At 67.8% G+C, this 14,655-nt stretch carries 11 protein-coding genes and 1 pseudogene; 4 read left to right on the forward strand and 8 right to left on the reverse strand.

Features of this window, described 5'->3' with window-relative positions; translation table 11 throughout:
- The coding region (locus tag ABFT43_RS22325; RefSeq protein WP_347962416.1) for a type II toxin-antitoxin system RelE family toxin at nucleotides 1-123 on the forward strand (123 nt) is incomplete at its 5' end.
- A gap of 624 nt (nucleotides 124-747) precedes the next feature.
- On the opposite strand, the gene ABFT43_RS22330 is transcribed toward ABFT43_RS22325, so the two are convergent.
- Together ABFT43_RS22330 and ABFT43_RS22335 are read right to left on the reverse strand one after the other, a co-directional pair.
- A complete protein-coding gene (locus tag ABFT43_RS22330) occupies nucleotides 748-2,949 on the reverse strand; it encodes a 3-hydroxyacyl-CoA dehydrogenase NAD-binding domain-containing protein (protein ID WP_006901076.1) in 2,202 nt (733 codons plus the stop codon).
- A gap of 28 nt (nucleotides 2,950-2,977) precedes the next feature.
- Entirely contained in the window at nucleotides 2,978-4,189 is a 1,212-nt protein-coding gene (locus ABFT43_RS22335) for an acetyl-CoA C-acetyltransferase (RefSeq protein ID WP_006901075.1), read from the reverse strand.
- A 129-nt stretch (nucleotides 4,190-4,318) separates the two neighbouring features.
- On the opposite strand from ABFT43_RS22335, the gene ABFT43_RS22340 reads away from it, so the two are divergent.
- The 3 genes from ABFT43_RS22340 to ABFT43_RS22350 all read left to right on the forward strand — a co-directional run bounded on the left by ABFT43_RS22340 (nucleotide 4,319) and on the right by ABFT43_RS22350 (nucleotide 7,562).
- Complete coding sequence (locus ABFT43_RS22340) at nucleotides 4,319-5,488, forward strand: TetR/AcrR family transcriptional regulator (protein ID WP_168698013.1); 1,170 nt, start codon at nucleotides 4,319-4,321, stop codon at nucleotides 5,486-5,488.
- Between the two features lie 161 nt (nucleotides 5,489-5,649).
- Nucleotides 5,650-6,879 (forward strand): acyl-CoA dehydrogenase family protein, encoded by a 1,230-nt coding sequence (locus ABFT43_RS22345; RefSeq protein WP_347962433.1) that lies wholly within the window; start codon nucleotides 5,650-5,652, stop codon nucleotides 6,877-6,879.
- A 59-nt stretch (nucleotides 6,880-6,938) separates the two neighbouring features.
- Entirely contained in the window at nucleotides 6,939-7,562 is a 624-nt protein-coding gene (locus ABFT43_RS22350) for a TetR/AcrR family transcriptional regulator (protein ID WP_347962434.1), read from the forward strand.
- Nucleotides 7,563-7,752: 190 nt separating this feature from the next.
- On the opposite strand, the gene ABFT43_RS22355 is transcribed toward ABFT43_RS22350, so the two are convergent.
- From ABFT43_RS22355 to ABFT43_RS22380, 6 genes and pseudogenes are all read right to left on the reverse strand, one after another.
- A complete protein-coding gene (locus ABFT43_RS22355; protein WP_347962435.1) occupies nucleotides 7,753-8,541 on the reverse strand; it encodes an SDR family NAD(P)-dependent oxidoreductase in 789 nt (262 codons plus the stop codon).
- A gap of 16 nt (nucleotides 8,542-8,557) precedes the next feature.
- Nucleotides 8,558-10,495 carry an oxidoreductase gene (locus ABFT43_RS22360; protein WP_347962436.1) on the reverse strand — a complete coding sequence of 646 codons (1,938 nt, stop codon included), beginning with the start codon at nucleotides 10,493-10,495 and terminating at the stop codon, nucleotides 8,558-8,560.
- A 36-nt stretch (nucleotides 10,496-10,531) separates the two neighbouring features.
- Nucleotides 10,532-11,593, reverse strand: coding sequence for an ABC transporter substrate-binding protein (locus tag ABFT43_RS22365; RefSeq protein ID WP_210753759.1), 1,062 nt, complete (start codon nucleotides 11,591-11,593; stop codon nucleotides 10,532-10,534).
- Complete coding sequence (locus ABFT43_RS22370; RefSeq protein WP_131734663.1) at nucleotides 11,590-12,621, reverse strand: ABC transporter substrate-binding protein; 1,032 nt, start codon at nucleotides 12,619-12,621, stop codon at nucleotides 11,590-11,592. Before ABFT43_RS22370 ends, ABFT43_RS22365 begins: the two co-directional genes overlap by 4 nt.
- Before the next feature lie 34 nt (nucleotides 12,622-12,655).
- A complete protein-coding gene (locus ABFT43_RS22375; RefSeq protein ID WP_131734662.1) occupies nucleotides 12,656-13,420 on the reverse strand; it encodes an SDR family NAD(P)-dependent oxidoreductase in 765 nt (254 codons plus the stop codon).
- 22 nt (nucleotides 13,421-13,442) lie between these two features.
- Nucleotides 13,443-14,534: pseudogene (locus ABFT43_RS22380) on the reverse strand (ABC transporter permease); the annotation flags it as partial.
- Nucleotides 14,535-14,655 lie beyond the last annotated feature (121 nt).

Here is a 14,655-nt window from a genome sequence, read left to right on the forward strand (position 1 = left end):
GACCTCGAAGGCCTCCACAGCGCACGCCGCGGCGACTACCGCATCCTGCTACGCATCGACGACCCCAACCACACCATCGTCATCGTCAAGATCGACCACCGCGCCCACGCCTACCGCACCTAATTGATTCCGCCACAACTCATGGGGTGCGGTTTGACGTCAGCGTAGTCGCAGAACTGCAGTACGTCGGCGGGCGGCCGGCGGTTCCCCGACCGGCCGGCGGGTTCGCCGCCCGCCGGCGAACAAGAATCGGGATGAGCCTGGCAGGCGACCCGGCGACTCTGTGGTCGGCATCGCGCGGAATCTGGCGGATGTCTCCGGACACCGAGTACCTGGTCCCTACCCGCTTCGGTTCCGCCACCAACGTATTCAAGACCACAAAGTGGCACGAAAGGAGCGAAACCCGTCTGGGCCGCCGAGGGCTTCCTCATCGATCATCGACGGGACCTCCTCATGCGTCTGGTCGACGGCACGGCCGAGACCGCTGGCGGCCCACTCTCGTCGACGGTCCTGCGGCCACTGCCGATGATCTGCTGGTCGCCCGACTCGTTACCGGCAAGGTGATCGGCTTTGGCCGACGCGGCCCCGAACCCCATCATCCGGCTCCGTAGCCGCACCCGCCGTATCCACGTCAAGTGAGCGCCCCAGCATGAGCGGGAAAGGGACGCCGCGATAGCGAAGTCCACACGCTGACCACGGAAAAGCCCCGGCCGGAACGGATTCCGGCCGGGGCCCTTCCTACGGGTCTCAGCTGACGACGAGGTTCTCGTTGGTCAGCTTGGTGACACCCTGCTCAGCCTTCTCGACCAGCGAGGCCGGCGGCTCGAAGTGCTTGCCGTACTTCGAGGCCAGCTCCTTGGCGCGAGCGACGAAGCCCGGGACACCACCCTCGTACTGGTTGATGTACTGGACGACGCCACCGGTCCACGCCGGGAAGCCGATGCCGAAGATCGAGCCGATGTTGGCATCCTCGACCGACTTGAGCACGCCCTCGTCGAAGCACTTGACGGTCTCGAGGGCCTCGGCGAAGAGCATGCGCTCCTTCATGTCCTCGAGCGGGATCTCGACGGAGCCCGACTTGAAGTGCTCGCGCAGGCCCGGCCAGAGCTGGGTGCGCTTGCCGTTCTCGTCGTAGTCGTAGAAGCCCTTGCCGTCCTTCTTGGCGGTACGGCCGTTCTCGATCATCCAGTCGACGACCGCGTTCGAGCCGTGCTGCGGGACTTCCTTGCCCTCGGCCTTGAGAGCCGCCTCGGTCTCCTTGCGGATCTTCTGCGGCAGGGTCAGGGTCAGCTCGTCCATCAGCTGCAGCGGCGCGGCCGGGTAGCCGGCCTGGGTGCCCGCGTGCTCGATGAACGCCGGCTCGACGCCCTCGCCGACGGCCGCGATGGCCTCGTTGATGAAGGTGCCGATGACGCGGCTGGTGAAGAAGCCGCGGCTGTCGTTGACGACGATCGGGGTCTTGCGGATCTGCAGGGTGAAGTCGATGACCTTGGCCAGCACCGCATCCGAGGTCTTCTCGCCGCGGATGATCTCGACCAGCGGCATCTTGTCGACCGGCGAGAAGAAGTGGATGCCGATGAAGTCCTCGGAGCGCTTGACGCCCTGGGCGAGAACGGTGATCGGCAGGGTCGAGGTGTTCGAGCCCAGGATGGCGTCGGGCTCGACGATGTCCTCGATCTCCTGGAACACCTTGTGCTTGACCTCGACCGACTCGAAGGCGGCCTCGATCACCAGGTCGACGCCCTTGAAGTCGGCGGCGTCCACGGTCGGGTGGATGCGGGCGAGGAGCGCGTCGCTCTTCTCCTTGGTGGTCTTGCCACGCGAGAGGGCCTTCTCCTCGAGCTTCTCCGAGTAGCCCTTACCGCGCTTGGCGGCTTCGAGGTCGATGTCCTTGAGGACGACCTCGATGCCCGACTTGGCACAGACGTACGCGATGGCCGCGCCCATCATGCCGGCACCGATGACGCCGACCTTCTTGGCGGTGTACTTGTCGTAGCCCTCGGGACGCGAGCCGCCACCGTTGATGTGCTGCAGGTCGAAGAAGAACGCCTTGATCATGTTCTGCGCGACCTGGCCGGTGACCAGCGAGACGAAGTAGCGGGTCTCGACGATGTCGGCGGTGTCGACGTCGACGTAGGCGCCCTCGACGGCAGCGGCCAGGATGGCGCGCGGAGCCGGCATGTTCGCACCCTTGATCTGCTTGCGCAGCAGCGCCGGCAGAGCCGGGAGGTTGGCGGCGAACGCCGGGTTGGTCGGTGCGCCACCCGGGATCTTGTAGCCCTTGACGTCGAACGGCTGCTGGGCCTCGGGGTTCTCCTTGATCCACTTCTTCGCGGCGGGGATCAGTTCCTCGACCGAACCGACGACCTCGTCGACGAGGCCGACTTCCTTGGCCTTGGTCGGGTTCATGCGCTGGCCCTGGAGCAGGACGTTCATCAGCGCGTTCTGGATGCCGAGCAGGCGCACGGTGCGGACGACGCCGCCGCCACCGGGGAGCAGGCCGAGGGTGACCTCGGGCAGGCCGATCTGGTTGCCCTTGACGTCAGCGGCGATGCGGTGGTGGGTGTGCAGCGCGATCTCGAGGCCGCCGCCGAGGGCAGCGCCGTTGATGGCCGCCACGACCGGCTTGCCCAGGGTCTCCAGCCGACGCAGCACCTTCTTCATGGCGTTGGTGGTCTCGGTGATCTGGGTGGCGATCTCTTCCTTCGAGACATCCGAGCGGTCGCTCGTCATGTCCTTGAGGTCGCCGCCGGCGAAGAAGGTCTTCTTCGCCGAGGTGAGGATGACACCGGTGATGTCGTCCTTCTCCGCCTCCAGGCGGTCGACGGTCGCGGCCATCGACTCCTGGTACAGGGCGTTCATCGTGTTGGCGCCCTGGTTCGGGTCGTCCATGGTCAGGATGACGACGCCGTCGGCGTCCTTCTCCCAGTTGATCATGTTGTCACTCATGGTGTTTCAGAAAGTCTTTCTGTGAAGGTCAGAGACGCTCGATGACGGTCGCGACGCCCATGCCGCCACCGATGCAGAGGGTGATCAGGCCGTAGCGGCCGCCGGTGCGCTCGAGCTCGTCGAGGCAGGTGCCGAAGATCATCGCGCCGGTTGCACCGAGCGGGTGACCCATGGCGATGGCGCCACCGTTCCGGTTGACCTTCTCGTGCGGGATGTTGAGGTCCTTCATCCACTTCATGACGACCGAGGCGAAGGCCTCGTTCAGCTCGAACACGTCGATGTCCTCGACGGTCAGGCCGGCCTTCTTCAGCGCCAGCTCGGTGGCCGGGGTCGGGCCGGTGAGCATGATGGTGGGCTCGCTGCCGACCTCGGCGAACGAGACGATGCGGCCGCGCGGGGTCAGGCCGTTGCGCTTGCCGGCCTCCTCGCTGCCGATGAGGACCAGGCCGGCACCGTCGACGATGCCGGAGCTGTTGCCACCGGTGTGGACGTGGTTGATCTTCTCGACGCTCGGGTACTTCTGCAGCGCGACGTCGTCGAAGCCGGCCATCTCGGCGAGCGCGGCGAAGGCGGGCTTCAGCTTGCCGAGGCTCTCCACGGTGGTGCCCGGACGACGGTGCTCGTCGTGGTCGAGGATGGTCACGCCGTTGATGTCCTTGACCGGGACGACGGACTTGGCGAAGTAGCCGGCGCTCCAGGCCTTCTCGGCACGGGCCTGCGACTCGGCGGCGTAGGCGTCGACGTCCTCGCGCGAGAAGCCCTCGATGGTGGCGATCAGGTCGGCGCCGATGCCCTGCGGGACGATGTAGTGGTCGTATGCGGTGGCCGGGTCGGTGAACAGGGCACCGCCGTCGCTACCCATCGGGACGCGCGACATCGACTCGACACCACCGGCGAGGACCAGGTCGTCGAAGCCCGAGGCGACCTTGGCGGCGGCCAGGTTGCAGGCCTCCAGGCCGGACGAGCAGAAGCGGTTGATCTGGGTGCCGGGGACGCTCTCGGGCAGGCCGCTGTTCAGGGCGGCGGTACGCGCGATGACAGCACCCTGCTCGCCGACGGGCGAGACGACACCGAGGATGACGTCGTCGACGTCGGCCGGATCCAGACCGCCGTGGCGGGCGAGGACCTCGTCGATCAGACCCGAGGCCAGGTCGACCGGCTTGACGCTGTGCAGCGCGCCGCCGCGCTGCTTGCCACGAGGCGTACGAACCGCCTCGTAGATGAATGCTTGATCAGGCACGAAAGAGTTCCTTTCACACGAACCACCAGTTGGTTACATCCAGAGGCTAACGCGGAATCACCTATTTGGCTATACCCCAAGGTCAAGAGGCCTAGATATTCTTCAGATGTGCGCTATGGTCAGTTCACCATGCCTGACCGCAGAGCCACCCGCACCAAGGGCGCCGACCGCAAACGACAGCTCGTCGATGCCGCGGCGTCGCTCTTCGTCCACCGCGGGTATCCGCAGGTCTCGGTCGCCGACATCGCCCGCGCGGCCGGGGTCACCGCACCGACGGTGTACAGGCATTTCGACGACAAGCAGTCGCTGCTCGCCGCCGCCGTGATGTCGGGGGTCGACCACCTCGAGGCCTGCACCGAGCGGGCGCTTCGCGGGGGCGACGACGCCCAGGCACTCATCGAAGACGTGTGCGCGCTCGCCGTCCAGCGCCCGCAGACGGCGTCGTTGTGGCGATGGACGAGCAACTATCTGACCGTCGAGCAGAACAAGCAGGTCGCGCTCCGGACCCGCGAGGTCATCGGGAAGTGGGCCTCGGCACTGCTCGCCGAGCGCCCCGACCTCACCGAGCGCGAGGCGGTGCAGTTGGCCTGGGCGATCCTGAGCGTCAGCGGCAGCCTCACCGTCCACCGCACCCGGATGTCGAGCACCCGGGCCCGCGACGAGATCGAGAAGTTGATCCGCCGCCTGCTCACCCTGACCCCGTCGGCCGCACCGCCGATCGACGCCCCGCCGGTCATCAGCGGTATGTCGAGGACCCGACGCGACGAGATCCTCGATGCCGCCGCGTCGCTGTGGGCCGAGCGAGGGTACTCCGAGGTCGGGATCGACGAGATCGGTCGCGCGGTCGGCATCGCCGGCCCCAGCGTGTACAAGCACTTCCCGTCGAAGATGGCGATACTCGTGGCCATCGGACATCGCAGCGGAGCCCGCCTGGAGGCCGGCCTGATGGCCGCCCACTCGAGGTCCGAGGACCCGGCGAAGATTCTTGCCGCGCTGGTCGATTCGTACGTCACCGTCATCACCAGCACGCCGGACCTGTCGGTGAGCTTCAACAACTCGTCGGTGCTCGCGGGCCAGGCGAGCGCCGCCGACCTGCTCGACATCCAGCGCCGGTACGTCGCCCGATGGATCGATCTGCTCATCCAGGTCGATGCCGACCTCAAGCGCGATCAGGGCGCGGTCGCGGTCCACGCGGCCCTGTCGATCGTCAACGACGCGGTCCGCATGCGACGCGGCATCCAGAGTCCCGAGTTCGCCGCACGGATGGCCTACTTCATGAAGGGCATCCTCGCGGTCTGACATCGCTTCCTCTCGCACCACCACGGCAGTTTCGCAATTGAACTTACTTCAGTTCGACTTGTTTTGTCCAGATGCTTGACAGGGGCGACAACCTCGAACGAATATGAATTGAGTTCTGTTCAGTTACTGAGCGCATCCGTGCTCGGCAGAGGAGATCAGCGATGAGCATTCACCCCGGGACGGCCGAGACCCTGTCCGCCGCACCGCACGTCTCCCCGGACGCGGACCACCCGGCCGAGGCCGGTCGCCCCTGGTCCATCGACACCACGATCCCGCTGCTGCCCACCGAGGAGGAGAACGACCTCCGCGACGCGGTCCGTTCGCTGCTGTCGTCGGCGGGGGACATCGAGGAGGTGCGCCGGATCGTCGAAACGGAACCCGGCTACTCCCGCGGACTCTGGTCCGAACTGGCCTCGTCGATGGCGGTCACCACCATGGCGGTCCCCGAGTCCGACGGCGGCCTCGGATACGGACTGGCCTATCTCTGCACCGTCCTCGAGGAATGCGGCCGCGCACTCCGTCCGGAGCCCGTGCTGACCTCGGCCGCGGTGGGCGTCCCCGCACTCCTTCTCGGGGACGACGACCGGCTCGCCGACCTCCGCGCCGCAGCGCTCGAGGGCAGCGCCGTGGTCACCGCCACGCCCCTCTCCCCCGACACCGACCGTGTGACCGCCGCGGCGGGCTCGCCCGCAGAGTGGCGCCTGTCGGGCACGGCGACGCACGCACCGCACGGCCACATCGCCGACGTCGCCGTCGTGACGGCCACGACCGCGGACGGGCGCCGCCTGTTCGCCGTGCCCCTCTCCGAGGACGTCGTCACCCGGACCACCCCCGAATCCCTCGACCCCACACGCCCTCTCGCGACACTCCGATTCGACGCCGCGCCCGCGATCCCGCTGACCGACGAGGTCGGCACCGCCGCGGCCCTCGCCGAACTCGGGGCCCGCGCCACCATCGCCGTGGCCGCCGAGAACGTCGGCATCGCCTCCCGACTTCTGGAGATGACGCTCGAGTACACGACCTCGCGCAAGCAGTTCGGTCGTGCGATCGCTTCATACCAGGCGATCAAGCACCGGATCGCCGACATGCTCCTCGACGTCGAACGGGCCCGCTCGGCGGCCCGATATGCCGCCGGCCTGGTCGACGCGGGCGGAGACCGGGACGCCGTCGCCTTCGCCTCCTCCGTCGCGGGCGCGGTCTGCGCCGAGTCGGCGATCCGGGTCTGCACCGAGACCATCCAGCTGCACGGTGGCATCGGGTTCACCTGGGAGCACCCTGCACACAGCTACTATCGGCGCGTGCTCGTCAACGAGGCGGGCTCCGGGGACGCCACCACACAGCGCGCGCGCATCGCCTCGTCGATTCTCGCCGGTGTGCACAAATCCGCATGACCTGAGTTCAAGTCATGCGACCATGGATAACGGCGAAACCGAGCAGGAGGGGATAGTCAATGCCAGTCGACTCGAAGGTTCGTGAGGACGGACCTCGATCCAAACGGTCGCGCATCCTGACCGTCGCCATCGAACAGTTCGGCAAGGTGGGCTACGAGCACACCAAGTGGGCCTCGGTCGCCGGCGAGGTGGGGATCGGCCAGACCGCGCTGTACCACTACTTCGAGTCGAAGGCGCACTGTCTGCTCACGATCATGCGCCTCGAACTCGCCGAGTCGGTCCGACGATTCGAGGCAGGCACCGCGGGCATCAGCGATCCGGAGGCGGCGCTGCGCGCGGCGATAGCGGCCTCGTTGCAGGCCGAGCCCATCGACGCGCTCCAGCGTCGAATCCTGCAGAACCACATGGACATCCTCAGCACCCCGCGGCAGTCGGAAAAGGAGGAGATCGAGCGTGTCCAGTCCCGCGAGCTGGTCGCGCAGATCGAGCACAACTGGACCGAGTTGCTGCAGCGCGGAATGGAATCAGGCGCTTTCGTTCCCGGCGACCCGGAGATGGCCGCACGGCTTGTGCTCGGCGCACTCGTGAGTGTCTGGCGATGGTACCGGCCCGACGGCCCGATCTCTCTCGAGGACCTGATCAAGACGGTCACCGAATCACTGGTCCGGATGGTCAAGGCCTGAGAGCCCCGACACCACATACACGAGAAAGCCTGAGCGGAAACCGATTCCGCTCAGGCTTTCTCGTCTGCTCGGCCTGCTCGTCTGCCCTGGCCACTCTGCATCCTCTTGCGCATCCGGGTCTCCGGCGCGTACAGCTCGGGCCCGCCCGGTTCGTCGTACCGGACGGGCCCGTTCCGTCATCGGCCAGATGTCAGACCGTGAACCTGCCGCCGTTGCTCAGGACCACCGCGCCGACGAGATTGGCCGCCCCCGGCGAGGCCAGGTACAGGATCGTGTCGGCCAGTTCCTCCGGGCTGGCGTAACCGCGGGCCGGCCCCGCCTCCATCGCCGCCCGGACGCGGGCCGGGGTCCGGGCCGCCATCCCCGTGTCGACCGGGCCCGGCGCCACCGTGTTGACCCGGATGCCGAACGGCAGAACCTCTTTCGCAACCGACTGGCTCACCGCGTGCACCGCCGCCTTGGACGCGGAGTAGTGCGGGTATCCGATGAGGGTGTCGAAGGCCGACGACGAGCCGACCGTCACGATGGCCCCGCCTCCCCGGCCCTTCATGGCGCGCACCGACTCCCGCAACACGTGGAAGGTGCCGTCGAGGTTCACCGACATCACCCGGCGCCACATCTCGTCGGTCAACCGCGAGGTGACGTCGACGGGCTCGCCCTGCTCCGCGGCCTCCAGCATCCAGGCCTTCGAGATGGGATCGTCGACACCCGCAGCGTGGACCACGACGTCGAGCCGGCCGTGTTCGGCGACGATCCCGGCGAAGGCATCGGCCACCGCCGCGGAATCGGAGACGTCCAACTGCAGTGCCCGGGCACCCTCGACACCGGACGCGACCTTCTCGGCCCCCTCTGCCGACACATCGGCGGCGTACACGACCTCGGCTCCGCGGCGGGCGAGTTCACGCACCGTCGCGGCCCCGATTCCCGATCCGCCGCCCGTGACGACCGCGATCTTGCCCTCGAACTGGGCCTCGTACATTTCTTCTCCTCTGTTCTCAGATCTCGGCACCGACGCGATAACCCTCGGCTATCGCGTGCCCGATGCGTCGTGGGGTCACGCAGTCACCGATCTGACTGATCGTGGTGTCGGACGGGTCGAACGTGAAGGTGGAGACGGGGATCCGGGGCTGATGCCAGACCACCAACGATTCGGGCAGCGTCTCCGGCTCCCCACCGAAGACCGGGCGGCTCAGCAACGTGCCGCCGGCCCCCGGCTCCAGCGTCCGCGCCACCTGCAGCGTGACCCCGGCGCCGGCGAGGCGTCGGAGCAGGGGCGGGATGCTCTCGGCCGGGATACGCGAACACAGGGAGGCGAGCGGCGTGATGAGCGTGACGCGCCAACCCTGTTGCGCGAGGGCCTCGGCCGCATTGTAGGCGGGCCAGAACCCGTCCCCGTCGTCGACGACGACCGCATCGCGCGTGTTGATCGAGGGAAGCTCGCCGAGGATCGTCTGGTCCACGGTCGCCGAGGCCTCCGGCGGCAACCATGCCGGCGGCGGCGCCGGCCGCGACCCGGTCGCCACGACGACATGGTCCGCGACGTTCGTGACCTCTCCGAAGTCGTCGTGCTCGATCGGCGCGGCGAGATTCACGTCGACCTTGAGACGCCGCATCTCGTGACCCAGGTAGTCGATGATGTCGATCAGGGTGCTGCGATGAGGCGCACGCGCGGCGGTTCGCACGGCTCCGCCTAGCTCGGGGGAGGCCTCGAACACGGTCACACGATGGCCTCGCTCGGCCGCGACGCGAGCGGCTTCGAGGCCCGCCGGCCCGCCGCCGATGACGTAGACCTCTTTGCTCTCCGGCGCCCGCACACCCAGGTTCGGGTGGCGTCCGCGGCCGACCTCGGCGTTGACCGCGCAGTGCAGATGCGGATCGAATGCCCGGCAGTCCTGGTTGATACCCAGGCACCCGCGGATCTCCAACAACCGGCCCTCCGCCGACTTGTTCGGCAGCTCGGGATCGGCGATCAGCGCCCGCGCCATCCCGACGAGATCGGCCTGACCGCGCTTGATGATGTGCTCGGCGGTCGCCGCGTCGCGGATGCGCTGGCCGACCAGGACCGGTATGCCGGTCGCGGCGCGCACCCGCGCCGCGGACCCGACCGCCACCGCGTCCGGCTGGCTCGAATCCTTGACGTACGTCCCGCGCGTTCCGTGGGTGATGCTGAGGTAGTCGACCCCGAGGCCGGCGTAGTACTCGGCGATCCGGACGCAGTCGTCGATCGTCATGCCGCCGGGTATCTCCTCCTCGCCGCTCAGACGCACCCCGAGGAGCTTCCCGGCCGGCATCTGCGCACGCATGGCCTCCACGACCAACCGGCCGAATCGCATGCGGTTCTCGAAGCTGCCGCCGAAGGAATCCGTCCGGCGATTCGTGAGCGGTGACATGAACTGTGCGACGAGATACCCGTGCGCGGCGTGGATCTCGAGTCCGTCTGCGTCGGCGGCCATCAGGTTCCGCGCCGAGGTCGCCCAGCCCTCGACGATGTCCTCGATCTCCGCAACGGTGAGCTCGTGCGGCGGGTAGGCGTCCCGATAGGTCTTGATCGGTGACGGCGCCACCGGCGGCGAATCGGACTCGCCGCCGATGAACTCCCGTCCGAGGTGGACCAGTTGAACGATCAGGCGCGATCCGTGGCGATGCACGGCGGCGACCTTCTTCGCGGTGGCGGGTACGACCTCGTCTTGGTAGGCCTCCACGAGTTTGCGTGACCGGAGGGTCGTGGTCGGATGCACGACGGTCGCACCACCGACGATCATCCCGACCCCTCCGGCGGCGAGTCGCTCGAAGTGATCGGTGTCGCCGGCGGTCGGCACGCCGTGCTCGACCAGGCTCGTACCGGCCGGGAGGGCCACGAGCCGGTTTCGAAGGGTGATCCCGCCGAGTTCCATCGGCGAGAACAACTCGGGGAAGGCGGTTCCGACGGTCATCGGATCTCCTCTCAGGGCATCTGCGCGGAGGACGGATCAGGACACGAACTTCTGATGCCACTCCTGCTGATACCGGTCGATCGACTCCGACGTGAGAGTGTCGACGTCGGGTAGCGGGATGTCCTGAGCCCGGGCCACCGCCCCGGGGATGTCCGGCAGTGCGGAGGCGTAGCCCTTGGACAATGCGATCTGTCCGTCACGCGTGACCAGGAAGTCGGCGAGCACCTGCGCCGCATTCGGATGCGGCGCCGAGGCCAGCACGTGCGAGTACCACGGCGTCCCCCAATAGGGTTGCGGCAGTTTCCAGCCCACCGGGGCACCGGATTCCTGCTCCCGCACCAGCGGCGGGACCATCGGCGTCGCCACGATCTCGCCGGAGTTGAGGGCCTGCGCGACGGCCAGCGCGCCGGGATAGATCCGGGGCCTCAACGCGGCCAGACGTTCGGTGAAGTCGTGCGCCCAGTTCTCGTCGAAGAACCGGTACTCGTCCACGACGGGGGCGAATCCTTGCGGATTGACCACCCCGATACGCCCGCGCAGGGATTCGTCGAGGAGGTCTCCCGGTCGGTCGAGACCGTCGGGCAGCGCGTGCGTGTTCCATCCGAGGGCGAAGGCGGCACCGCTGACGAGGAAGAACCGGTCGTCGATCACGCTGCGCGCCCGCTCGTAGGCCGGGGCGTCGAAGTCCGGTCCAACCGGTTCGACGGAGTACTCACCCGAGTCCGCCGCCCGCGTGATCCAGGCGAAGTCCGACGACATGTGGACGTCCGCGATCCCACGACCCGTGCGATTCTCTGCCTCCACACGCGGATTGATCTCGACATCGGTGCCGCGGGTGAACTCCAGGGTGATCCCCGGGTAGGCGGATTCGAACGCCGCCTTGAGCTTCTGGAGGTTGTCCGGGTGCTGCGTCGAATACAGGTGGACGCTGCCCTCCCGCTCGGCGGCCGCGACCACCTCGTCCCAATCGTCCGAGACGGTCACCGGCGAGGGCTGCTCGGCGCCGCAGGCCGCGGTGATGGTCAGGGCCGCCGTCGCGGCGGCCACCAGGGACAGTCGCCGCAACCGGCCGACCGCCCCTGGGAGCCGCGACCTCATCGCAGGATCTGCTCCAGTTCGGAGCGGTACTTCTGCGCACCCTGACCCGTGGTGACGTCGAGGTTCTGGTCGGCAACCTTCTGGGCGTCTGCGACCGATCCCTCGATGCCCGGCAGGACCGAGGCGTAACCGGGCGTGGTGGCCGCCTGGCCTGCCGGCGTCACCATGAAGTCCGCGAGTACCTGGGCGGCGTTGGGATGCGGCGACGAACCGAGCACCAGGCCGTACCACTTGGCACCCCAGACATGCGGTCCGGCGGTCCAGTCCACCGGGGCACCGGAGTTCTTGGCCTGCAACATCGGATCGGTCATCAGGCCGACACTCACCTCACCCGAGGCCACGGCCTGGCCGAGCGGCTGGTTGCTGGGGTAGATCCGGGGGTTCTGCGCCGCCAGCTTCTTGATGAAGTCCTCTCCGCCGTAGTACTTCTCGAGATGCGCGTAGTAGTCGAGGTAGGTCGGCGAGGTCGCCGGGTTGACGATGCCGATCTTGCCCTTCAGCGACGGATCGAGCAGATCGCGGGGATCCTTGATCCCGCCCGGAACCGCCTTGGTGTTCCAGCCCAGACCCAGGATGACGGCACCCTCGAGGAAGAACCGGTCGTCGACGATGCTCGTCGCACGGTTGTAGTCCGGGGCATCGAAGGCGGGCCCGACGACGGGGACGGCGACGTCGTTGTCCGCATTCGCCTTCATCCACGAGACGTCGGTGATGACAGCGACGTCGCCGATTCCCTTGCCGGAGCGCGATTCCGCATCGATCTTCGAGAGCAGGTCGGCGTCGACGCCGCGCACGACCTCCAGATCGATCTCGGGGTATTCCTTCTCGAACGCCTTCTCCAGGTCGGCAAGACGGGGCGCGGCCTGGGTGGAGTACAGGGTGACCTTGCCCTCCTTCTTGGCGGCCTCGACAACGTTCTCCCAGGGGCCGTCGACGGGGCCGGACGGCTCGGACCCTCCGCCGCACGCGGCGACCGTCAGGGCGAGGGTCGCCGCCGCGAGCGCGCCGACGAGTCTGCGAGTTCTCATGTGTTCCTCCGTTGATAAAAGGTGGTGGTCCGGCTCAGGCGCAGGTCCAGCCACCATCCACGTACAGCTCGGTGCCGGTGATGTAGCGGGCGTCGTCGCCGCCGAGGAAGGCGACCGCTGCCGCGACGTCCTCCGCGGTACCGAGCCGGCCCATCGGCGTGTTCGCGATCATCGCGGCGTGCCGCTCGGTTCCCTCGTAACGCTCCAGGAGCTGCTCGGTGCCGATGAAGCCCGGATGGATCGAGTTGACCCGGACACCGCGCTTGGCCCAGTACAGGGCGGCGTTCTTGGTCATGGTCCGGACCGCGCCCTTGGCGGCGGCATAGCTGAAGCTGTTCCCCAGTCCACCGACGGTTCCCAGGATCGAGCACAGGTTGACGATCGCCCCACCCCCGGTGGACTCGATGTGTGCGCCGGCGTGTTTCATCCCGAGCCAGGTGCCGGTCTGGGACACATCGATCACGCGCTGGTAGCGGTCGAGGTCCTCGTCCACAACCGAGGCGAGGCTTCCGACCGCGCCGTTGTTGACCAACAGGTCCAGGGACGGAAAGCGCTCCGCGACAACGCCGACGACGCTCTTCCACCCGCCCTCCGACGCGATGTCGAGAGCGACCGCCAGATGCCTGTCGGGATCCGGCAACCCGTCCCGCAATTCCTCCAGCGGCGCGCCGGGGATGTCGGTCAGGACGACCGAGGCACCCTCGGCGGCCAGGCGGCGCACGATCTCGACGCCGATGCCGCCGGTGGCACCGGTCACCAGGGCGACTTTGCCCGTGAGCCGGTCCGCACCCACACTCATCTCGTACTCCTAGGGAAACGTGTCACAGATTGCTGAGGACGTTGCGCCCGCCGACCACCATCGCCGCGCCCACGCCGGCAGCCGTCACCGCGGTCATCAACAGGGCCATCGCGGCGACCTGCGGGTAGGACCCGTTCTGCCACATGTCGTAGAGCAGGGTGCCCATCACCTGGGTGGTGGACGCCCGCACCAGCAGTGACGCCGCGAACTCGTGGGTCAGCAGGATGAACATCAGGGCGACGGCGCTCAGGATCGCAGGACGCATGAGCGGCAACATGATCCGCAGGTTGGTGACCATGGGCGAGGCGCCGCTGGTCGCCGATGCCTCGAAGTAGGCATTGCCCAGCGAGAGCATCGCGGTCATCTGCATCCGCACCGCGAAGGGCAGCATCAGCACCACGTAGACGAGGACGATGACCGTGCGGGTGCCGTACAGGATGAGTGGCGGCTCGCTGTAGGTCAACAGGAAGCCCACACCGAAGATGACGGCCGGGATGCCCAGTGGCAGTGCGGTGATGAGGTCGCCGACCAGGCCGAGGACCTTGTGCCGGCGGCCGCGCACCAGGAGGTTCGCCATCGCGTAACCGATCGGGATGCAGATCGCGACGGCGCCCAGCGACGTGAGGACGCTGGTGACGATCGACTCCACCACCGCGGCGTTGGCAAAGAGCTCACGGAAGTTGTCCAGCGTGAACAGGCTCCATGTCAGCGAGCCCGACCAGTACGGCGTCAGCGACACGATCACCAGGCCCACCAGCGGGATGATCAGCGCGACCACCGCGTAGACGATGAGGGTCGCGCTGGCCCAGCGGGCGCGGCCGACGGTCGGCTTGAAGGCCTTGCCACCGTGGGTGACGAAGCGACTCTGGTTGCCCAGCAAGAGCTTCTGCACCAGGACGATCGCGATGCCGAGGATCACCAGCGGCGAACCGGCGGCAGCAGCCGCGGCGAAGTCCGCCGGCGACTCCGACACCCGACGGTACATGTCGGTGGTCAGCACGTTGACGCCGTTGTTCTGGCCCAGCAGGAGGGGCCCGGTGAACTGCCCGAGACCCAGCAGGAAGGCGATACCGCCGCCGTAGATGAGCGACGGGCGCAGGAGCGGCAGCACGAGGGTAAGTCCCCTGGGTTGGTGGGGTTTCGGGGCTGGAGCCGGACGGGATGGACTGTGCCCGGTGTGTCTTGAGGGCTTTGGGGTGGGTCATCGCGTAGTGGTCAGTGAGTTACCTACCAAG

Origin of the sequence: Gordonia aurantiaca (assembly GCF_039939235.1) — a bacterium.
GTDB lineage: Bacteria > Actinomycetota > Actinomycetes > Mycobacteriales > Mycobacteriaceae > Gordonia.